17 protein-coding genes are annotated in these 20,904 nt (G+C 69.3%); 6 read left to right on the top strand and 11 right to left on the bottom strand.

Features of this window, described 5'->3' with window-relative positions; translation table 11 throughout:
• Positions 1 to 48: 48 nt before the first annotated feature.
• The 6 genes from ACFPLC_RS16210 to ACFPLC_RS16185 form a co-directional block, all read right to left on the bottom strand.
• On the bottom strand, positions 49 to 798 hold the full coding sequence (locus tag ACFPLC_RS16210; protein ID WP_378197769.1) for a thiamine pyrophosphate-dependent enzyme: 750 nt from the start codon (positions 796 to 798) through the stop codon (positions 49 to 51).
• A complete protein-coding gene (locus ACFPLC_RS16205; RefSeq protein WP_378197770.1) occupies positions 795 to 1,829 on the bottom strand; it encodes an ATP-NAD kinase family protein in 1,035 nt (344 codons plus the stop codon). The genes ACFPLC_RS16210 and ACFPLC_RS16205 overlap by 4 nt, the downstream gene beginning before the upstream one ends.
• Before the next feature lie 203 nt (positions 1,830 to 2,032).
• A complete protein-coding gene (locus ACFPLC_RS16200) occupies positions 2,033 to 2,257 on the bottom strand; it encodes a heavy-metal-associated domain-containing protein (RefSeq protein WP_378197772.1) in 225 nt (74 codons plus the stop codon).
• Between the two features lie 64 nt (positions 2,258 to 2,321).
• Positions 2,322 to 2,525, bottom strand: coding sequence for a cold-shock protein (locus tag ACFPLC_RS16195; protein ID WP_004563013.1), 204 nt, complete (start codon positions 2,523 to 2,525; stop codon positions 2,322 to 2,324).
• 206 nt (positions 2,526 to 2,731) lie between these two features.
• Complete coding sequence (locus ACFPLC_RS16190) at positions 2,732 to 2,905, bottom strand: hypothetical protein (RefSeq protein ID WP_364245344.1); 174 nt, start codon at positions 2,903 to 2,905, stop codon at positions 2,732 to 2,734.
• A 213-nt stretch (positions 2,906 to 3,118) separates the two neighbouring features.
• A complete protein-coding gene (locus tag ACFPLC_RS16185; protein ID WP_378197829.1) occupies positions 3,119 to 4,777 on the bottom strand; it encodes a thiamine pyrophosphate-binding protein in 1,659 nt (552 codons plus the stop codon).
• Between the two features lie 183 nt (positions 4,778 to 4,960).
• On the opposite strand from ACFPLC_RS16185, the gene ACFPLC_RS16180 reads away from it, so the two are divergent.
• Both ACFPLC_RS16180 and ACFPLC_RS16175 read left to right on the top strand, forming a co-directional pair.
• Entirely contained in the window at positions 4,961 to 6,193 is a 1,233-nt protein-coding gene (locus ACFPLC_RS16180) for a hydroxyacid-oxoacid transhydrogenase (protein WP_446681642.1), read from the top strand.
• A complete protein-coding gene (locus tag ACFPLC_RS16175; protein WP_378197776.1) occupies positions 6,187 to 6,600 on the top strand; it encodes an acyl-CoA thioesterase in 414 nt (137 codons plus the stop codon). The genes ACFPLC_RS16180 and ACFPLC_RS16175 overlap by 7 nt, the downstream gene beginning before the upstream one ends.
• 789 nt (positions 6,601 to 7,389) lie before the next feature.
• Here ACFPLC_RS16175 and lanKC read toward each other — a convergent pair.
• On the bottom strand, positions 7,390 to 9,972 hold the full coding sequence (lanKC, locus tag ACFPLC_RS16170; RefSeq protein WP_378197778.1) for a class III lanthionine synthetase LanKC: 2,583 nt from the start codon (positions 9,970 to 9,972) through the stop codon (positions 7,390 to 7,392).
• Between the two features lie 443 nt (positions 9,973 to 10,415).
• On the opposite strand from lanKC, the gene ACFPLC_RS16165 reads away from it, so the two are divergent.
• From ACFPLC_RS16165 to ACFPLC_RS16155, 3 genes are all read left to right on the top strand, one after another.
• Positions 10,416 to 10,781 carry a hypothetical protein gene (locus tag ACFPLC_RS16165; RefSeq protein ID WP_378197780.1) on the top strand — a complete coding sequence of 122 codons (366 nt, stop codon included), beginning with the start codon at positions 10,416 to 10,418 and terminating at the stop codon, positions 10,779 to 10,781.
• A 22-nt stretch (positions 10,782 to 10,803) separates the two neighbouring features.
• Positions 10,804 to 11,175, top strand: a complete 372-nt coding sequence (locus ACFPLC_RS16160; RefSeq protein WP_378197831.1) for a hypothetical protein — start codon at positions 10,804 to 10,806, stop codon at positions 11,173 to 11,175.
• Positions 11,176 to 11,401: 226 nt separating this feature from the next.
• Positions 11,402 to 12,076, top strand: a complete 675-nt coding sequence (locus ACFPLC_RS16155) for a S1 family peptidase (protein WP_378197832.1) — start codon at positions 11,402 to 11,404, stop codon at positions 12,074 to 12,076.
• 56 nt (positions 12,077 to 12,132) lie between these two features.
• Here the strand turns inward: ACFPLC_RS16155 and ACFPLC_RS16150 are convergent, their stop codons facing one another.
• Positions 12,133 to 13,434, bottom strand: coding sequence for an alginate lyase family protein (locus ACFPLC_RS16150; RefSeq protein ID WP_378197782.1), 1,302 nt, complete (start codon positions 13,432 to 13,434; stop codon positions 12,133 to 12,135).
• Between the two features lie 97 nt (positions 13,435 to 13,531).
• The gene (locus ACFPLC_RS16145; protein ID WP_378197784.1) at positions 13,532 to 14,041 is read right to left on the bottom strand and encodes a SixA phosphatase family protein; all 510 of its coding nucleotides are present in this window, start codon (positions 14,039 to 14,041) and stop codon (positions 13,532 to 13,534) included.
• A 257-nt stretch (positions 14,042 to 14,298) separates the two neighbouring features.
• Between ACFPLC_RS16145 and ACFPLC_RS16140 the strand changes: the two genes are divergently transcribed.
• Positions 14,299 to 15,105, top strand: coding sequence for a hypothetical protein (locus ACFPLC_RS16140; RefSeq protein ID WP_378197786.1), 807 nt, complete (start codon positions 14,299 to 14,301; stop codon positions 15,103 to 15,105).
• 74 nt (positions 15,106 to 15,179) lie between these two features.
• On the opposite strand, the gene ACFPLC_RS16135 is transcribed toward ACFPLC_RS16140, so the two are convergent.
• Together ACFPLC_RS16135 and ACFPLC_RS16130 are read right to left on the bottom strand one after the other, a co-directional pair.
• The gene (locus ACFPLC_RS16135; RefSeq protein ID WP_378197788.1) at positions 15,180 to 16,280 is read right to left on the bottom strand and encodes a hypothetical protein; all 1,101 of its coding nucleotides are present in this window, start codon (positions 16,278 to 16,280) and stop codon (positions 15,180 to 15,182) included.
• Positions 16,281 to 16,375: 95 nt separating this feature from the next.
• A complete protein-coding gene (locus ACFPLC_RS16130; protein ID WP_378235842.1) occupies positions 16,376 to 20,686 on the bottom strand; it encodes a LamG domain-containing protein in 4,311 nt (1,436 codons plus the stop codon).
• Positions 20,687 to 20,904: the final 218 nt, after the last annotated feature.

The raw sequence follows: 20,904 nt of genomic DNA, 5'->3' as shown, positions 1-20,904 counted from the left end.
TTTCGGCCGGATGATCGGTAGGTGGCGCACGTCGCGGTTTTCGGCGGGTCAGTAAGAGACGTAGAAGTCGATCTCGGGGTCGTCCGGGGCGGTTTCCGGTGCCGAGACGGAGTCCTCGATGAGCCGGGCGACTTCGGCGTCGATGGCGTCGAGGACCTGTTCGCGCAGCTCACCGCTGTCGGTGACCCGGGTGCGGAACCGCTGGAGGCAGTCGCCGGTGTGCCGTGGGAAACCGGCCTCGATCAGCGTCGGACCGCCGCCGTCCCGGGCGCGGCCGACCGCTTCTCCGGCCGCTTCGTGGACGGCGAAGAAGTCGGATCCGTCGATGACGACCCCCGGCACGCCGAGTCCCGCCACCCGATCGGCGTAGCCGGAGTTCTCCGTGACGAAGATGGCGGGGAGGTGCCAGGCCGACGCGAGGTTCAGCGCCTCCAGCGTCGTCCCGGGGCCGTCGCCGAGGAACGCCACCCCGACACCGCCGTTGTCCTGTTGTTTCGCGGCGATCGCGGCGCCGCAGATCAGCAGCGGGACGCCGCTGAGCGTGTCCGTCGTGACCAGCCGGTGGCGCCGGATTTCGGCCAGGACGGCCCGGACGTCGACGCCCTTGGCGATGCGGTGGCCGAGCCGCCGGTGGGTGCCGGCGATCGCGTCGCGCCCGTCGAGGTGAAGGCAGACGCCCGCGGCCAGGGCCTCCTCGCCGGCTTGCCGCGGTCCACCGGTTGCGTGCTCTTCGGCGACCTCTTCGACCGCTCGGATGGTCCGCATCACGCGGTACGCACCCTGGAGGGCGTCCGTCATCTTCGGCGCTCCTTCCCCGGTTCGGTTTCCGTGCGCAGCAGTCCCTTCCGCGCGGCCTCCGCCATCGCCGCCCGGACGTCGACGACCCAAGGCCCGTCGGGTTTGAGCTCCACGAACGCGCTCTCCCCGGTTTTGAGCTCGAGCTCGCGCTCGCCGTCGAGAGCGATGACACCGCCCGCCGCGGCGAGCTCGACGCGCACGCCGGGTCGCAGCAGTCCCCAGCCGCGCACGCCGACCGGCCGCACGAGCCCGGGCGCGATCGGCGCGTGTACGACGTACGGCGTCTCCCCGACCGGCCCGAGCTGCAGCGCGACGCCGTCCGGGCTCGACCGCGGGCTCGGGCAGAGTTGGCCTGGAACGCTCGAGAGGCCGATGCCGTCCGGCTCGGCGAAGGTGCAGTACAGCTCGGTGAGTGAGGACGGGTCCCACAACGCCCGTGCTCCGATGTGCCTGCTCAGCGACACGCAGACGTCGACGAGCGCGATCTCCCGGCGTGCTTTCGTGACGACTTCGAGCACGCTGACGCGGTGGGTGACGAGGTCGGGATCGATCTGCCCGGTGGCGATCAGCCCGGCGGCCAGGCCGGCGACGGTCGACTCCCGCATCTGTGGGAAGGCGTTGTTGGTCCCGGTGGAGAGGGCCAGCAGCGGAACGTCTTCGCAGGCCGCGGCGGCGACCCGGGCGGTCCCGTCCCCACCGAGGACGACGATGACGCCGGCGCCGGCCTCGACCATGCGGCGCACCGCGTTCGTGGTGTCCGCGGCGGTGCCGGTGAGGGCGTCGTCCTCGCAGAAGTCGACCTTCGGCCAGGAGCCACCGCGGCCGAGGGCGCGCAGGACCGCGGCGGAGATGCCGCCGAGATCGGTCGAGACGAGGGCCCGGTCGAGCCCGGTGACGGCGAACGCCGCCAGCAGCCGCTGGACCATGTTCGCCTTCTCCGCGGTGGGAAACACCGACGCCTGCGCGACCAGCCGGCGGATGTCCCGTCCCGAAGCGGGGTTCGCCACGATCCCCGCCACCGTTTCACCCACCTGACCTCCCGTTCTTTCACCGGAGAACAGGAGACTCCGCGAACGGGCGGAGGGGAAGGGTTGCAGGGCGTTGCAGTGCTGGCGGAAGGTGGCCGCAGCGACGGAGATCACACCACGCGTCTCACCTGGTGATCTTCAGTGGACTGTCCAACCCGGAGGCGCAGGCTGGGAAGAACCAACCGGGGCAAGATCCCGGCAGAGGTCTACGGGACGAGGTCGGCGACGCCTTCGTAGGTGAAGCCGGCTTCCGCGACAGCGGCTCGGACGTCGTCCTCCGTCAGCGCGGTTGCGGCACGCACGAGCACCCGGCCGGCCGCGACGTCGACGTCCACTTCGGTCACTCCGGGCAGCGCCGTGATTTCTTCGGTGACCGACTGGGCGCAGTGGCCGCAGCTCATCCCGGAAACGGTGTAACCGTGCTCGATCATGGTGCGCAGCCTACGAAAAGGGCCGCCACCCCGAACGGGTGACGGCCCTTTCCCAAGATCAAAGTCAGATCACGGTGACCGACGTGGCCTGCGGGCCCTTCTGGCCCTGGCCGATCTCGAACTCGACGCGAGCGTTCTCCTCGAGGGTGCGGAAGCCGTTACCCTGGATCTCGCTGTAGTGAACGAAGACGTCGCCGCCACCGTTGTCGGGGGTGATGAAGCCGAACCCCTTCTCGGAGTTGAACCACTTCACAGTGCCCTGAGTCATCAAAAATCTCCATGTGTAACACCAAAACAGGAAGCCACTTCGGCGACCCGGGTCAGCACCCGGACGGTTTGCTTCCTCGGCGAGGAGACACTACGCCCGCTGAGTTCTGCGAGCGTGACTCATCACGAACACAAAAATCGAGACCTTAAGCAGTAAAGCACACCTCGACGAGGGCGGACAAGCTGTCTTCACCCGGGCGAGGTGAGCTATTCGCCACTCGCCGGACGCAGCCCCTCGGTGGCGAACGGCGAACGCCACGCGGTGTCGTGCTCGCCGGCGATGACGGCGTCGTCGTGGGCCTCGGCACTGGCGCTGAACAGCACCGGGACGACGCCGGAGGACTTCCGCGCTGCTTCGGATGCGTGCTGGTGATCGGTCACGTCGAAACTCCCCTCGTTCCCTGCCCGCTTCGGCGCGGGTCATGACCGTGATGGTGCCACGCGGCACCGACAGAAACCGGTTGTCTCCCGCCGGGACCCGGCCGGGAAGGTTCAGCGGCGAACCACCACCGGAACACCGTCAGGCTACCCGAGCCAAGGCCCTGCTACCACACGACATTCCCAGCTTTTCCGGAACGAAACCGAGCAAAACCGTTACTGGGCGGGAGGTTGCGGGCGGGCTTGCCCGAGCAGGGCCGAAATCCGCACGTCCGGGGTCACGACGTCGGGGTCGGTGCGCACGTCGATGACGCACGGCCGCTGCCGCACGAGCGCGCTGGCGATGATGGGCTCGAGCTCTTCCCGATCGTCCACGGTGTACCCGGCCGCGCCGAGCCCACGCGCCCACGAGGCGAAGTCGGTCAGCGGGATGGACACCCCGGTGAGCCGGCCGTAGGTGCGGGCCTGGTGCATCGCGAGTGCACCGTGCACGCCGTTCTGGAAGACGACGACCATCACCGGCGCCCGGTACCGGACGGCCGTTTCGATCTCCTGACCGGTCATGAGGGTGCCGGCGTCCCCGACCATGGCCACGACGGTCCGCCGCGGCTCGGCCAGCTTCGCCGCCACGGCGGCCGGCACGGCGTAGCCCATGGCGGCGTTGCTCGGGCCGAGCTGGCTGCGCGGCGCCGTGAAGCACCAGTAGCGGTGCATGAACTGCGCGAAGTTGCCCGCGTCGCTGGTCACGATGGTGTCCTCGGGCGCGAGCTTCCGCAGCGCGCGGACGACGTCGACCGGATGCACCCGGGTGTTCCCGCTGGTGTCGGGCGGGGTCATGAAGGTGTGCACGGCCGCGTTCGCCGCCGAAGCCCGCCGCGTACGCGGCGACGCCACCTCCCGCAGCTCTCGCAGGAACGGCTCAACCTCGGAGTCGACGCGGAAGGTGAGCCCCCGCCGCTTCGGGCTGACATCGATGCCGGTGCCGACCATGACCAGCGTCTGCTGGGGGGTCGGATAGCGGTAGGCCTGGGTCGTGACTTCGTCGAGCTGGGTGCCGAGCGCGAGCACCAGGTCCGCGCGCTCGAGCGCGTCCAGCTGCCGGGCCGGGATGCCGAGCCCCAGGTGACCGGCGTAGCGGGCGTGGTTCTCCGGGAAGGCGTCCTGCCGCCGGAAGGCGTTGTAGACGGGCAGCGCGAGCTCATCGGCGACCGCGATCAGCTCGTCCCGCGCCGACCGCGCCCGCCCGCCGACGATGACCACGGGGTATTTCGCCTCGTCGACCAGTTGCGCCACGGCGTCAGCCGAACGGCCCAGCGTCCCGGACGCCGGCGGCCGCACCCGCGCCATCGGCTTCGCCGCGTCGTAGGGCATCCCCCAGATGTCGCAGGGCACGCCGAGCACGACCGGTCCCGGGCGCCCTTCCTGCGACGTCGTCAGCGCGTGCGCGAGCAGCCCCGGCAGCCCGTCCGGGTCGGTCACCCGCACGGTCGACTTGGCGATCGACTCGAACATGGCGGTGAGGTCCGACGTCGGCAGCTCCCCCGACGACGACGGCACCGGCTCGATCGCCGGCGTCTCGAGCAGGACAACCATCGGCGTCTCGTCCTGGTACGCCGTTTGGACGCCGATGGCCAGGCTCGCCGCACTCGGTCCCCGGCTGGCGAGCAGCACGGCGGGCCGTTCGGTGAGCTTCCCCTCGGCCTCCGCCATGAACGCCGCACCCGCGTCGTGCCGCGCCGAGACCAGCGTGATCTCCCGCTCGCGTTGCAGGGCGTCGAGCAGTTCCAGGAAGGACTCACCGACCACCGCGTACACGCGGCGGACACGCGCCTCGGTCAGGATCCGCACGGCCGTCTGGGCGACGGTCGCTCCCAGTTGGTATCTAATGAGGAGAGCTTAGGCGGGCACCGTTCAGTGCAGTCAAGTGATCTTCACCGAATCCGGACAAGGATAGGCCGAATGTCCGCTTTGACCGACTGGTAGCCGATCAGGGGAGCGAGGACCGCAGACTTGGCCGCGACCGAACATGAAACTGTTTTTACTTATGGTGCCCCGGCGTTGAAGTACGGCACCGGAGCCAGCGACGAGATCGGCTACGACCTGACCCAGTACGGCGCGCGCCGCGTGCTCGTCGTGACGGATCCGCAGGTGGCCGCGACCGGCTGGCCCCGCCGCATCGCCGACGGCATCGCCGGCTACGGCATCGAGACCGAGATCTTCGACGGTGTACACGTCGAGCCCACCGATGTCAGCATGCAGAAGGCGGTTGACTTCGCGCGCGGGACGGGTCCGTACGACGCCTTCGTCGCCGTCGGCGGCGGCTCCGCCATCGACACCGCTAAGGCGGCGAACCTCCTGACGAGCAACGACGGCGACTTGATGGACTACGTAAACGCCCCCGTCGGCGGCGGCCGCGCACCGGCCCGGCCGCTGAAGCCGCTGGTCGCGGTGCCCACCACCACCGGCACGGGCTCCGAGAGCACCACGGTCTGCGTCCTGGACGTGTTGTCGCTGCGCGTCAAGAGCGGGATCAGCCACCTGCGGCTGCGCCCGACCCTGGCCGTCGTCGACCCGCGGCTCACCGTCAGCCAGCCACCCGGCGTGACGGCCGCCAGCGGCATGGACATCCTGTGTCACGCCGCGGAGAGCTACACGGCCAAGCCGTACACCGAGTTCGAGCGCAAGCGCCCGGAGCAGCGCGTGCCGTACTGCGGCTCGAACCCGCTGGCCGACATGTTCGCCGAGCAGTCGCTGCGGCTGCTGTCGTGGGCCCTCCCGGCTGCGGTGCGCGACGGTTCCGACCTCAAGGCCCGCGAGGCGATGGCCCTGGCCGCGACGTTCGCCGGGCTCGGCTTCGGCAACGCCGGCGTGCACATCCCGCACGCGAACGCCTACCCGATCGCCGGCCAGGTCCGGGATTTCCACCCGGACGGCTACCCGGGCGAAGAGCCCATGGTCCCGCACGGCATGGCCGTCTCGCTGACCGCGCCCGCCGCGTTCCGCTTCACCTTCGACGCGGCCCCGGACCGCCACCTGCGCGTCGCGCGCCTGCTGGCACCCGACTTCGAGTGGCCCGGCGACTTCGCCGACCACCTGCCCGCGGTGCTGATCGACCTGATGCGCCAGATCGGCATCCCGGACGGCATCGGTGCCGTCGGCTACACGGAGTCCGATGTGGACTCCCTCGTCGAGGGAACGCTCAAGCAGCAGCGTTTGCTGGCCACCGCGCCCCGCGAGGCCTCCGCGGACGACCTGTCGGACATCCTGCGCGAGTCGGTGTCGCTGTGGTGAGCGCCTACCCGCACTGGCAGACGGTCCCGTTGCGCTGGAAGGACAACGACGTCTACGGGCACGTCAACAACGTCGTCCACTACTCGCTGATGGACACCGTGATCAACACGTGGCTCATCGAGCAGGGCGGCCTCGACATCGAAGCCGGGGCGGTGATCGGGCTGTGCGTCGAGTCGCACTGCGGGTATCACTCATCGGTGTCCTTTCCTGGTTCGCTGCGGGTCGGGTTGCGGGTGGCGCACCTCGGGAAGTCGAGCGTCCGCTACGAGATCGGGATGTACGCGGCCGACGAGTCGTTGGTCGCGGAAGGGCACTTCGTGCACGTCTTCGTGGACCGCGAGTCCCGCCGGCCGACACCGCTCGTCGGCAAGCTGCGCGAGGCATTGGAAGCACTGCAACCCGGATGACGTGCACCGCCGCCGTATCACCTCCCTTTCTGGCGGCCCCGATTCCGGGCTGTGTTGTTCCCACGCTTCCGATGATGCATGACGGCACCGACAACTCCGGCCGATCGGCCGGAGTTGTCCACAACCAACCCGAACCCGGCGAGTTGTCCACAGATTCGCATCGAGGGGTTCCGCACCCCCCCGACCGCGATAAGCTGGAAAGCGCATGAGATCGGTCCACAGTGGACGAGCTGTTTCCTCACCGGATCGGCTAGTAACACGGATGGCGACCTAGGAGTCATTCCGGTTGCGGCGGCAGAGTGGTGAGCCGACGGCTCGAGAGTGGTCCCAAACCCGTCGCCGGAAGGCGTCCCTGCGACGGGCGCGGCACCCGGCACAGAAGTGGACCAAAAGCAAGATGGTGGTCGCGCGTCCGCTCTCGGGGCGCCCCGGGAGCGGACGCGCCACCGCCCAGGTGGCCAGCGTGGGATTGCGGTCGTCGCCGGAAGGCGCCCCGCCGACGACCGCAACCCACCGCAGAAGGCCTCCTAGTGGTCGCGGGCCCGTCGCCGGAAGGCGCCCCGCCGATGGGCCCGCACCACTACCGAGGCAGTCAGCAGGAGCTCCACCCAGGGGTCCGCGCCACCACCGGCAGCCGTCCGAAGCCCCTCACGGCAGTGGGCGGCGAGCCGACCGGGTCTCGTCGAGGCTTGAAGCGAGGCTGCGAGCTCCTGTGCGGTCTACAGGACAGAAGGCCGACTACATCACCGGCCTGCTACAGCCTCCCGCGGCTGCCCGCACCGGCCAGCCTCAATGACCGGTAGTCGGAGAAGAGGGCTTGCCACCCAAGAAAGGCAATACCTCTTTGCCGTCGAAGAGTGAAGCGAGAGAAAGGAGGATCCCCGCGCCACCCGTCTTGACGTCCATCGAGAGGCGCAGCAACCGGTTGCCCGGGAAGGCGAGACCGCCCTTGTACGGCACCGCGTACCAGGCCAGCCACTCCAGGTGGCGGTCGATCGCCGCCACGCGGCTCGGGTGGTGTGCGTCCGGGCTCGCGGCCAGCGCCACCGTCAGCCCGCACCGGCCGTTGAGCAGGCCCGGCTCGGCGACGAACTCCGCGAGGCAGGCGTCGCGCAAGGCGGGGAGGCTGTCGCCTGCCTCCGCGTCCGGGCGGTGCCGGGCCAGCTGCTCGGCGACCAGGAGGATTCCGGCACTGCCGAATCCGGCGTAGGGCAATGTTCGGGTTGCGCCGTCGCGGACCTGCAACGAACCGTCGTCGGCCTCGATGCATTCTTCGAGGTCACGGCACAGTGCCTGGTCGGCGAACGACAACCAGGCCGGCTCGCCGGTGCGTTCGAAGAGCCGGAGGAACAGCAGCGCCGGCCCGGCCCAGCCGGACAGCAGGCCGGCGCGGGCCGAGGTCCCGGGCGGTGCCGCGGTCTCCAGCGCCTCGGCCAGCCGGACGGCCGTGGTCAGCGCCTGGCGGCCGAACTCGTTGTCCTGGCGGACCGTCGCGAAGTGCAGCAAGGTCAGCCCGATGCCGGCCAGGCCGCTCTCCAGGGAGTGGTCGGTCGTCTGCTCGACGAGCCGCGCGGACGACGCCAGCAGTTTGCCGGCCTCGTCGTGGTGGCCGAAGTTCTCCAGCACGTAGGCGATGCCGGAGCTGCCGTCGTAGAAGCCGGGGCGGGTCGGCGGCTCACGGCGGACCGCTTCGATCAGCCAGTGTTCGTGCTCGGGGAAGCGGCCGGCACCGGCGACGTCGAGCGCGTGCAGCACGCCGGCGGCGCCGACGCCGAAACACGCACCGCCGACGCGGAACTGTTCGATGTCGCCGGGAAACAGCCGGTCTTGTCGTGCGGGAGTGGCGCTGGCCAGGATCGCCTCGGCGATCTGCTTGCGGACCAGCGGCCAGTCCGGTTTGTCGTGGTCGAGCTCGGTGTGGACCGGTGCCGGCTCCGCGGGACCTTCACGCGGGGCCAGCACCGCGACTGCGGCGTCGGCGTACCCCTCGGGCAGGGGGAACCGGCGGTCGACGAAGTCGGCGATGCGACGGAGCTTGTCCGGCGCGAGCTCGGCCAGGGGCCACAGCGGCAGGAACAGCCACAGCCGCAACGCGGCGAGCGCGTGCTCGTCGATCGCGAAGCCGCTGCGGTCGGCCGGGGTGCGGAAGCCGGGCGTGCCCATGGCCGGGCGGTCGGCGGACTCGGCGTCGAACGCCGTGCCGAAGCCGGTCAGGGAGGTGCGGTCGTGGTGGTCCTCGTCGATCAGGATGTTCTGGGGGTGCAGGCCACCCAGGACGAGACCGTGGGCGTGGATCTCCGCGATCGTCTTCTCCACGCCCGCGACGATCTCCAGGGCTCGCCGGACGTAGGCGACGAGGTCGGCGGTCGTCGTATTGCTGCTGGTCAGGGGATAGTTGCGGCTCAGCCAACCGGTCAGCGAAGTGCCCGGCAGGCACTCCGTGACCAGGTAGTCGCGCTCCGCGACGGTGAACCGCTCGACGACCCGAGGAACGCCCGGGATACCGGCGAGCCGGCTGAGTACTTCGTGCTCGCGGTGCAGCCGTTCGACGGCGTCGATCCGCGACTCGTCGAGGCCCGCGTGCGGGCGAGCCTCCTTGACGACGACCTGGTCGCCACCCGCCTTGACGTCGGCGAGCCTGGGGTGGGCGAGGTAGCTGCCGCCGCCGGTCGAAACGTGCAGTGGCCTCGTCATCCGGTAAGGGAACTGGGCCCGGGCACCGGCATTGCGCGCGGCGATGCTGCTGCGCAAACAGGCCGGGAGCTTGACCCAGTCGGGCACGGAGAACGCCGGTTCACGCTTCTCGGGTACGAGCCGGCCGTCTGGCTTGCGGACCGCTGGAACACGATTGCCGTTGTGCTCGACCCACTGTTCGACGAATCCTCCGTAACGCACGTAGAGGGGGCCGTCGCCGTACCGCAAGGCGTTCGGAATGTCCGGGCCGTGCTCACCCTCCAGCCGCGTTGACAGGTCGGCGAGTACGAGCTCGAGTTCGTGGTGGTCGACCGGGTAAATGGTCGCCAGCTCGGCGGCGCTCTCCGCGGAAGCGTATTTCGAATTCCGCGCGAGCAGGGTCAGCAGCGAGCGCAGATGCCGATAGGTGACCATGTGCTGGGCACAGGACTCGTACACCTGCGCCAGCACCCGGCTCGCGTTGTCCAGACCGGCCGAGACCCGGATCTGCCAGCCCTGCGCGGGAAGCACGAGCCCCCGAGGCTGCACCACGCGCCACCCGCCGCGATCGGTGGTCACCCAACCGGTGTCCGGCGCCGACAGCGACGCGGTGAAATCTTCGACCGGCGCACCGTTTTCCTGCTGTTCGTCGTAGAACAACCGGTCGGCGAAGCAAAACGCTTCGTGGCGCAGGTCCATCCGTGATACCCCTCCGTGCGAGCGCCCGGGCATCGACGTCACAGCCCCCGGCACGAGCATTATTCCCCCATGCCGAACAGCTCTGGGCCAATCCGCCAACCCGGCGGTTCAACTGGGCTATCCGAGGTAGGCAAAAAGGGCGCCTACCGACCGGTATCCGAACCCAGGGTAATTTTGTCCAGTCCGACCACCACACCATAGTGGTGTAACGCGAAGACCTTTCCCCAGGTCCACCAGTGGATCACGTCGAATACCCCGCCGAATTGGCCGAATGCCATCAACACCTTCCGGTGATCAACTTTCCCGGTAGGCGCCGTTCGCGTCGGTGATACGGCGGCCGCAGAGCCACCGTGGTGGTCCGCGCCACGCCCGCGGCACCTCGGCACACGGGCCCGCAGGTACCACGGAGTAAGTTGACCGCGGCGGACCGGAAGGAGGAACGGGTGATCTTCGGATTCGCCGTGACGGTCGCCGTGGCTGCCACGCTCGTCGCGCTCTGGAGCTTCGTCCAGTCGGCTCGGAACCGGCTTCCGGACAACCCGCTCCTGATCGCGCTCGCGATCGTCGAACTGCTGCTGGTCGTGCAGCTGGTGATCGGGATCGTGCTGCTCGCCGGCGGGGACCGGCCCGGGAGCCTGGCGACCTACCTGGCCTACCTGATCGGCAGCCTGGTCGTACTGCCCGTCGGCGCCGCCTGGGCGCTGGCCGAGCGCAGCCGGTCGAGCACCGCCGTGCTCGGCATCGCCTGCCTGGCCATCCCGGTGATGGTGCTGCGACTGAACGAGGTGTGGAGTGGCGCAACAGCGTAGGACGGCCAGTGGCCCCGGGCGGGTGCTCGTCGCCGTGTACGCGATCTTCGCGCTGGCCGCGACGTCGCGGGCCGGCGTCCAGATCGGCACGAAGTTCCACGAAGCCCCGCTCGCCTACCTGCTCTCGGCGTTCGCCGCGGTCGTCTACATCGTCGCGACGATCGCGCTGGCCCGCCGCGGCGACGGCTGGTGGCGCGTGGCCCTCGTCGCCTGCTCGATCGAACTACTGGGCGTCCTGACCATTGGCACGCTGAGCCTGGTCGACGCCGCCGCTTTCCGGCACCCGACCGTCTGGTCCGTCTACGGCGAGGGCTACCTGTTCATCCCGCTGGTGCTGCCCGTCATCGGCCTGTACTGGCTGCGGAAGACCGCCCCGGCGAAGATCGCCGCCTGATCCCCGACGCGCCCGAGCGCGGAACAGTACGGGAACTGCACGTAGCCCACTCCGGGAAATAAATACGGATTCGACCGGCGACTTTCGTCGGTTCCGGACATTCGCCTAGAACTCGGACACTCATCGAGTTCGGTCCCCACCGGCTTTCCCCACGCGGTTCTCCCCCGCGTGAAAAGGAGTGAGCGTGAAATTCGGCAAGTTCGTCCTGCTGGCCGCGAGCACCGCACTGGCCGTCGTCGGCCTCGGCGGTCCGGCGTCCGCCGACACCACCCCACAGGCCCAGCCGTCGATCATCGGCGGCAGCACCGCCACCAGCGGCCCCTGGGCCGCCCGGCTGTTCGTCAACGGCCAGCAGAACTGCACCGCGACGATCATCGCCCCGCAGTACATCCTGACCGCCAAGCACTGCGTCAGCAGCTCCGGCACCTACACGTTCCGCATCGGCAGCCTGGACCAGTCCAGCGGCGGGACGATGGCCACCGGCTCCACCATCACGCGCTACCCCGGCTCCGCCGACCTGGCGATCGTCCGGCTCACCACCTCGGTGAACGCCACCTACTCGCCGCTCGGCAGCGTCGGTGACGTCTCGGTCGGCCAGAACGTCTCGGTCTACGGCTGGGGCGCGACCAGCCAGTGCGGCTCCGAGATCAACTGCCAGTCGCGGTACCTGAAGGTCGCGACCGTGCGGGTGAACTCGATCAGCTGCAGCGACTACAACGGCGGCGTCGCCGTCTGCGCGAACCGCGTCAACGGCATCACCGCCGGCGGCGACTCCGGTGGCCCGATGTTCGCCTCCGGCCGTCAGGTCGGCGTCGCCTCGACCAGCGACCGGGTGAACAACACCGCCTACACCAACATCACGCGTTATCGCAGCTGGATTTCGCAGGTGGCGGGCGTCTGATTTCCGCCGGGAAAGGGCCCGGCCGCGAAAGGCCGGGCCCTTTCCGCGGGACAACGTCAGGACGTCGAAATGTCGTCCAGCTGTTCCGCGGCCGGCCGCACCGGGTAGAGGTCTCCGCCCGGCTCCACCGGCACCCGCGGCAAGGCCGTCCGCGCGGCGCGATCGCCCGCGTCGGCCGCCGCGTGCAGGACGTCCAGCGCCGCGTACGGCCGGAAGTCCAGCTCGGGGTACGGCCACGCCGGCTGCCCCTGCGTGGCTCCCGGGATCAGGAAGTCGACGGCGGCGAACAGCGTCGCCCCGCTCGGAGCTGTGTAGTGCCACAAGTCGACACCGACGTGCTTGCCGATCTGCGCGAGGCGGGTCAACGCGACGAGGTTGAACGCCGAGTAGTGCCAGCTGCGCGTCCGGCTCGTCTCCTGCGGCTGCAGGCCGCCGGCCTGGATCTGCGCCGCGATGCGGCCAGGACCGGCGTCACGCGCGATGGTCGCGGCCAGCTCTCGCTGCCCCGTGCCCAGGGCGAGCGAGGCGACGAGCATGTCGTAGAAGCTGCCGTGGTTGTTCTGGGCCTTCGCTTCGTCGGTCCCGTTCTTGCTGGTGCGCAGCCAGTCCAGGAACTGCGTGTACCAGCCGGTCATGCCGGCCTGGTCGGTCTTCGTCCAGCCGGGAGCACCGGTGGCCAGGATCGCGGTGGCGTCGACGACCTGGCTCAACGTGTACGAGAACTCGATGATGCCGATGCCCCGGCCGTCCACCTTGCACGGGATGCCCTGGGCGAAGTTCATGTTCGGGTTCATCTTCGTGGCCGCGTCGAGGAACCACGTGCGCAGGTCGAGCGCCGCGCGCTGGGCGTACCGCGCGTCCCCGGTGTAGTACCAGGCGAGCGCGAGCCGGTAGATCGCGGCGAACGCCTCACCGCGGTAGGCGTGGTCGGTGATCTCGTCGACGATCGGGTTGCGCTGGCCGTCACGCTGCACGAACGGGCAGCCCCAGGGGTTTTCGGCGGTCGGCTGCGTGGTCGGCCACCAGTAGGGCGCCAGGCTGAGGTAGTCGTGCTTGTCCCCGCTGGGCGGGACCTGTTTCTTCGACGTGACGCTCCACGGCCCCGCCGTGAGGTCGGTTCTCGCCGCGGTGAGCAGGTTGTCCAGCGCGGTGCGTGACGTATTTTCGCCGACGAGAGCGGCGAACTTCGTGCGAAGCAGCTGTTTGCCGTCAAGGACGACGGTCGCGGGTGCGCACACCGGCCCGATGACCGGGACGGCGCAGCCGGTGGGCCGCGGCGCGGCCTCGGCCGGCACGGCGGAAGAAGCGACGAGGCCGAGCGCGGCGAGCGCGGCCACGACGGTGTGGCGGAAAACCATGTCCGCTCCATTCACAAATATGAACACCAGACCTATGAGTGAATGGAGGGTACGCATGTGAACATGCTCTGAGCAATGCCCGGTTCAGACCACCCACTCAGTCGGTGAAGTCACGCGGCCGGAAGAAGGCGACGAGCCGGGCGGTCCGGAGGGCGTCCCACGGGTCCGTGGTCGCGAGCACGGCCGCGGCGCCGGTGGGGAACTTGGTCTGGACCGCCGCGGTCTCGTCCCCGTGCCCGGCCAGGTGCAGGGTCAGGTCGCTGACCCCGGGTTCGTGCCCGACGAGCGCCAGCGCGGCGACGTCGGACGGCGTCCGGCTGGCGGCGTTCAGGAACTCCGGGACGTCGGCGCCGTAGAGCTCGTCGTCGTACTCGACGGGCGGCGGCACGGGGAGTTCGTCGCTCAGGCGCAGCCACGTTTCCCGGGTGCGACGCGCGGTGGAGCAGACGGCCAGCTCGGGCACGTGCCCCTCCGCCGCCAGCCACCGACCGAGCCGGGGCGCGTCACGGAGGCCGCGCGGCGCCAGGGGCCGCTCGTGGTCGGGCAGGCCCTCCGACCAGTCCGACTTCGCGTGCCGGACAACGATGAGCCACCGGGTCGCGTCCATGCCCGCCACCCTAACGGCGAAGGGGCGCTGGAGCGGATCGCTCCAGGGCCCCAAGGTGGGCGTCTCGGATCGCTGACGTCGGCGTGATTGACCCGATAGGGTGGCCCCCGACCGAAGTCGATCTAGGAAATCTGGGGTGGTCGAACATGGGGAAAATCCGGCGTCTGGCAACGATAGCGACCGGTGTCGTGGCGGGGGTGGCATTGGCAGCCGGATCGGCTTCGGCGGGGACGTCTTCGGTGAACCTCCCTGAAGGGATGACCGCCAGCTACCTCGTCGTGGACCAGGAGACCGGCGCCGCCTTCGGCTCCGACGAGCACAAGCAGTACCGCTCGGCCTCACTCGTCAAGCTGTTCATCGCCCTCGACTACCTCGAATCGCACGGCCCCGACTACCAGATCCCGGCCGACGACCTGGCCCTGCTCGAACCGATGCTGCGGTCGAGCAACGACGACGCCGCCAGCACGCTGTGGGTGCGCGACGGCTGGGACGAGATCGTCAAGCGGATGGTCGTCAAGCTCGGTCTCACCGACACCGCGCCGCCCACCTCCCGCGGCAAGTGGGGTTACACCGCGATCAGCGCCGCGGACATCGTCCGGACATACCAGTACATCGAGCAGGAGGCGAACCCGAGGTACCGCGCCTTCATCATGGGCAACCTGGCGCAGTCGACCAAGTGCGGTTCGGACGGTTTCGACCAGTCGTTCGGCCTCCCGAGCGCGATCTTTGAGCCGATGGCGGTCAAGCAGGGCTGGTCCGGCTTCGGGGCCGCGCCGGCCCCCGGCCAGGAGTGCCACGAGACCGACGCCAGGGCCCTCCGCAGGCTGAGCTCCCCGGACGTCAGGGCGGCCACCGCGGTCGCGTCCAGCGGCGAGGGCACGACCGGCGCCGTCCAGGGCATCGACCTGACCAGCCGCGCCATGCACACGAGCGGCACGGTGAGCTCGGGCAACGGCAAGATCGTCGTGGTGCTGACGCTGGAGCCGACCACCTTGTCCTGGCAGGACTCCGCCACGCGGATCACGGACCTGACGCGCGAGGTCTACGCCCAGTCGGCGCTCTGAGAGTTCCGGCGGCGACTGCCGCCACAACGAAATGCCCGCCTCGCGCTTGCGAGGCGGGCATTTTGTTGATGAGGCTATCGGATTCGCCTGATCCCTCCGTCGTATGGCAACTCGTCTTCGAAGTCGCACGACGCCACGGCCGCGTATTCAGTTCCCCATAGGATCTCCAGCAGACGACTTGTCAACCCGACAACTTCGGCTTGGTCGGCTCCGTCCGGCGATTCGACTTCGACCAAGACCGGCCATCGCACGAAGTCGTCACCGGACTGATCCAACGGAAGGCGGTCGTCGTTTCTCAGTACCTCAATCAGAGTCCTTGCCACCGTCGCAATCTTCGCAACGAATTCGACACCCAGGCCAACCGACAAAGCGCCGACGACAGCATCGACCGAGTCTGCCCGGACGTAGAGCTTGCAGAACTCATACGACTTCTCGGACATCACTTCGGAACCTCGATGAACGGAGGATTGTCGAACTCGCCGCCGATTTTCACGATGGACAGGTCCACGTCGAGGCCCAACTGAGCGGCGATTTGCCGCTTCCGCGGCCACCAGCATCGAACTGGTCGCCTGTTGCGCATCGGCCGAGACGTGCCGGGTCTTGGTGTTGTTGTCCGAGGCCAGCGGCGTACCGACGTGACATTCGGGCTTGTCCGGCGTCGTCAGCAGACACGCCGGGTACTGCACCAGGTGCAGGCGACCACCGAAGTCGCCGCCGTAGGCGTCACCGAACGAGCGGTAGTCGACGTCGACGTTCACCGGCCCGCTCGTGTCCCCGGCCACCGGCTCCACCTTGACCAGCACACCCGTGATCCCGGTCTTGGCCGTCGTGGCCTGGTCCAGGGTGCTGATCCGCACCTTGCCCGGGGCATGAGCAGCCCCGGCACGGGACCGGGCCACCGCGACGGCCTGACCGGCAGGCACCTTCGCCGCAGCCGCGGCCGCGGGAAGGTCGACCTCGGCGGTGGCCGCCGCCGGCCAGCTGACCTTCGCCGGAGCGCCCGAACCGGCCGCAGCCACGAGTTTCGCGCGGAAACCGCCGTCGACACCGTTGACCGAGCTGGTCTGCTGCAGCGGCGGCAGGTCCCAGCCCAGCCCGTGCCAGCCACCGGCCGCCGCTTCCGCCGCCGCGGTCTGCGCCGAACCCAGCAACACGACCGCCAGGCCGAGGGCCAAGGCCCGTCTGCTCCTGGTGAAGCGCACAAAGCCACGCGAGTGAGTCATCTCTGCCTACCTAAGTGTGGTGGGCGCTCGACGCGCCGAAGCCGGTGCTAGTGGGTGACGCCGAAGAGGTCGCCGGGATCGTCGGCCCGCTTGTCGAAGCTCATGGCGGTGCCGCGGAGTCCGGCATAGACCCGCACGCCGGCCAGGCCGCCGTACCAGGTGTCGCTGCGCCGTCCCGTCCACACGCCGTGGCCGAGGACGAGACCGCTGGAATCCCGGGCCACGACGCCACCACCGTCGGGCGTGTTGACGTAGAAGTTCTGCTTCTTCCCGTTCACGTAGAGCGCCATGTAGCCGGTGGCGACGTCGTAGGTGGCGACCAGGTGCGTCCACGTGTTGTCGGCCGCGTCGGCGTCGCTCAACACGATCCGGCTGTCGTTGCCGGTCGCGGACGGGGAAATCAGGAAGCTCCACTTGCCGTGCTGGGCGCCCGAGGCGTCGGCCCACGGCCGATAGCCGAGCAGCAGTGGCGAGTACTGAGTGTCGATCGTGCCGACGACGGCACGGGGAGAGGGGTCGAGCGGACCGTTCACGGAGGCGTCCGCCGCGGTCCAGGTGTGCTTGACCCACGCTTCGACCGTGAAGGACTTGTCGGACCGCAGGTTCGCGGGCTTGGTGGTCGCGACTTCGCCGCCGCTGACGGTGAATTGCGCCGCACACCCGGCCGGGTTCCCGGCGGCGTCGGTTTCCGTGCCGAGGGACACCCCGCCCGACGGCGTGCCCGCGCTTTGGGTGACCGTGTCGACGTACCGCAGGCTGTTCAGCGCGGCGATCTGGTCGTCGGTGAGCGCGTGCGCCCAGATCCGCCCCTGGTCGAGCACGCCCTCGAACAGGTTCTTCGCCCCGGGCTCGGCGCCGAGGAGCAGCGGCCCGTTCGCCGTCCACGCCCCGGCCACCGACGCGTCGGCTTCGCGTTTTCCGTTCACCGCCAGCCGCAGGCGTGACGTGGTCTTGTCGAAGGTCGCCGTGAGCAGGGTCCAGGTCCCCACCTGGGGAACGGACGTACCGGTCGCCCAGGTCATCGCCGTGGTCGCGGTATCGGACGGGGACATCCCGAAGGCCCAGCGGTTCGCGGCTTTGTCGTAGCGCAGGACGAAGTTCGCGCTTGCGCTGCCGGCCTGGGACAGGACGGTGTACCCGGCGTTGAGGTCAGTGGGGTTGACCCACGCCGACACGGTGAACGACTCCGCGGTGTTCACCACCGGGCCGGGAGTGGTGCCGTAGCCGGTGGCGCCGTCGAGCTGCAGCCCGCCGCCGCCGTGGCCCGGTACCCAGCCGTAACCGCCGGTGAGGGTGATGGTGTTGCCGTAACCGGTGCTGTCGGTGGCGGTGTTCCCGCTGGTCTGCCCGAGCGCCCAGCTCGCTTGCAGCGACGGGACGCGCGAGGTCGCGGAGATCAGCTCCGGCCCGCACCCCTCGGCCAGTGCGTAGTTCGCGAGGGGGACGGCCACCCCGGCCAGGTCGTGGACCTCCGGCCCGGACAGGGCCCGCTGCCACACCTGCAGGTCGTCGAGCGACCCGTGGAAGAAGTCCGTGCGGGCCCCGGCCCACTTCGCCGCGCCCAGCACGGCCGGTCCGGTAGCGGCCCAGGGCTGGGCGATCACCGTGCTCTGTTTCGCGCCGTCGACATAGAGCGTCGCGACGTGGGTCGACGCGTCGTACGTCCCCGCCACGTGCGTCCACACCCCGATCTGGGGTGGGGCGCCTGAGAAGGCCCAGACCGACCCAGGCGCGGCCGAATCGCCGGTCGAGACGCGCATCGCCCAGGCGTTGTTTTCCTTGTTGTACTGCAGCGCGATCGCCATCACCTGGGTCCCGTCCTGGGCGAGGACGGTCTGCGAATGCGTCGCGTCGGTGAGCTTCGCCCAGGCCGCCACCGTGAACGACTTCGACGGGTCGAGCACCCGATCGGCGCTCTGGGCGTAGCCGGTGGTGCCGTCGAGGCTGATCGCGCCCTTGACGTCTTCGCTGTAGCCGCCCGTGTCGGGATGGGTCCAGCTGGTGCCGTGGTTGTAGCCCGCACCTCGGGTGACACCGCCGGACGTGGTGGCCGGGTGCGTGGGCAGGGTCGCGTTGCCCGGCGTCGACGAAGCGGCGTCGACCAGAGTCGTGCCGGACGGTTCGTCGGCGCCCCAGGCGGCGACCAGGTTCTTGCCCGGGGTGAGCGGCTGGACGTGGTAGGAGCAGGACGGGCCGTCCAGCGCCGGGTTGGATTCGGCGAGCACCACGCAGGTGGCGTTCGGGCTGGGCATGCCGGCCTTGTTCACCGACTTGACCTTGATCAGGTTCTGGTTGCCGTTGGCCGCCACCACCTTGATCGCCGTCGTGGCAACCATCTTCCCGCTGCCGTCGACCCCCTGGGTGGCCGGCGCGGTCGGCGAGCCCTGGGTCTGAGGCTCGGAACCGTCGGTGGTGTAGATGAAGTGGTCGATGTCGTAGAAGTTGTCGGTGGCCATGCCGGTCCACACGTCGAACTCCACCGCGTCACCCTGGACCTTCGGGTCGGTCGAGGACGCCATCGCCAGCACCGGTGGCGCCGGGACCTTGGTGTCCACGACGAACTCGCAGTTGCCGACCCAGTTCGACCACAACTCGCCTTCGTAGGCCTGCATCGACCAGTTGTAGATGCCGTCTTCGTTGATCCACCCCGAGGGGACCGCGGCCAGCTGCGCGGTCGCCTGCTGGTTCGGGCCCGCCGTGCCCACCGGGACGAGGTTCGCGGCGTTCTCGTGGATGTAGACGTTGTGGCCGAGCGCGCCGTAGGCGAGGGCGAACTTGCCGTAGACGGTGCCACCGTCCGGATCGGACAGCCGGCCCGCGATCTGCGGCGTCTTCGTGTAGACCCACGGCCGGTTCGCCCCCGACGTGCAGGGCAGCGTCCCGTTCTGCATCGACAGGCTCGCCGGCGGGTTCGGGTAGGAGTCGAAGTTCACCGCGAAGTAGGGGTTCAGGTCGAACCGCCGCCACGCGAACACCCCGTCACCCTCGTTGGCGGCCGCGAGCACGAACCACGTGCTCTGCCACCGGTTCGCCGCCGCGTCCTGCGCTGCCCGGGTGGCGTTGAACTGGCCCGCCACGCCCGGCGTGTCGTTGCAGTTCGCGACGTTCATCGTCGACACCTGGTAACCCCAGCCCGGCTGCGCAGCCCACGTCGTGTCGGGCGAGGCGGCGTTCGACAACCACAACCCGGTCGGCTTCGCCGTGTCACTGCATTTGGCGCTGTGCTGGATCGTGGTGTTCAGCGTCGCGCTGTGCACCACCGTGCCACCCAGCCGCGCGGAGTTCATCTGGATGTAGGACCGCGACGTCCCGGCGGAGTCGAAGTTTTCGTAGCCGGCCTTCAGGTTCGACAGGTCTCCGCCCGTGGCGTTCCAGTTGTGCGCGTCCCGGAACCCGGACTGGACCACCACGTGCGCCTGGATCCCGCACGAGTCGCACCAGCTGTCCGGATCGAGCAGGACCGGGTATCGGGTGGCCGGGTCGTTCAGGAACGCCTGGTCCGGGGTGATGGTCACCTTGTCGCTGGTCAGAGCGACGTCCATCACGGCTTCGCGCCGGCCGCCGCCCTCGCCGAGCTCCCGCTCGGCGGCCGAGCCGTCACCGGAGGAGTCCCACATCCGCGAGGCGTCCCCGGAGAACATGACCTGCCCGGCCGCGTCCTTGACCTCGAGCCCATCGGTCGGGGCGGCCTGCGCGGGAGTGCCCCGGCCCTCCCCATCCGCAACGCTGACTGTGGTGTTGCGCGTGTGGAGACCGAACGGGATCTCCCGCAGCTTGGGGTTCTTCGCCGCTTCCGGCGTCTTGATGACCAGGTTTTCCGTGAAGCCTTGAGGAACTGCTTTCACGGTCAGGTCGACGCCGGGAAGCACTTCCGGGTAAGTGGCGGTGTCGCCATCGAGCGTCGGCACCGGCAGATCGTTCGACCATTTCAGGCCGACTTCTTTGTTATCCTGCCCGGCTTGCACGATGGGTTTCGCCGCGGACCCGGCGCCGCCGGGGTTGAGCTTGACGTCGATGGTGATGGCCTTCGGCCCCACGGTGCCGTCATCCCGCCGCACCAGCGTGGTGTCGATCGGCGTCCACGTGCCGGCCTGCTTGACCCGCACCGGGTGGACGTACTGCGTCATCGTCCACGAGCCATCCGGATTGGCCGTGGTCAGCGACGTTTCGGTGGTCTCCGACGTCACCTCGACCGGCTTGTTCCCCTGCCGCGCATAGGCAGCGGCGGTGACCTCGTCCGGAGCCGCGTCCGGGACGGCGGGGGTGGCCGCATGGGCTGTCGCGTACGTCGTGACAGTCCCGGCAGCAACCGCTACACAGACCAAAAGAGCGCGCGAACGCGCACCAAAAGAACTCACGAGATCCCCCTCGCCAAAGAGCACCAGCACACAGCCGGGCCCCCGACGAACCCAAGATCACCCTTGCCGATGACGGTCCAAAAAGGAATAGTCCAAGCGGGGTATTCACCGCACAGTAACCAGCTCGGCCAAAAGCGCCCAAATCTTGGTATTCTGCCCAAATAGGACAATGGAGGCCGAGCTGGCGTTACTTCACCGACGGTCACTGTTTGCATTCG

Origin of the sequence: Amycolatopsis plumensis (assembly GCF_042652605.1) — a bacterium.
GTDB lineage: Bacteria > Actinomycetota > Actinomycetes > Mycobacteriales > Pseudonocardiaceae > Amycolatopsis > Amycolatopsis plumensis.
Note: the sequence above shows the minus strand (reverse complement) of the source record. Positions and strands in the feature narration are given on the sequence as shown.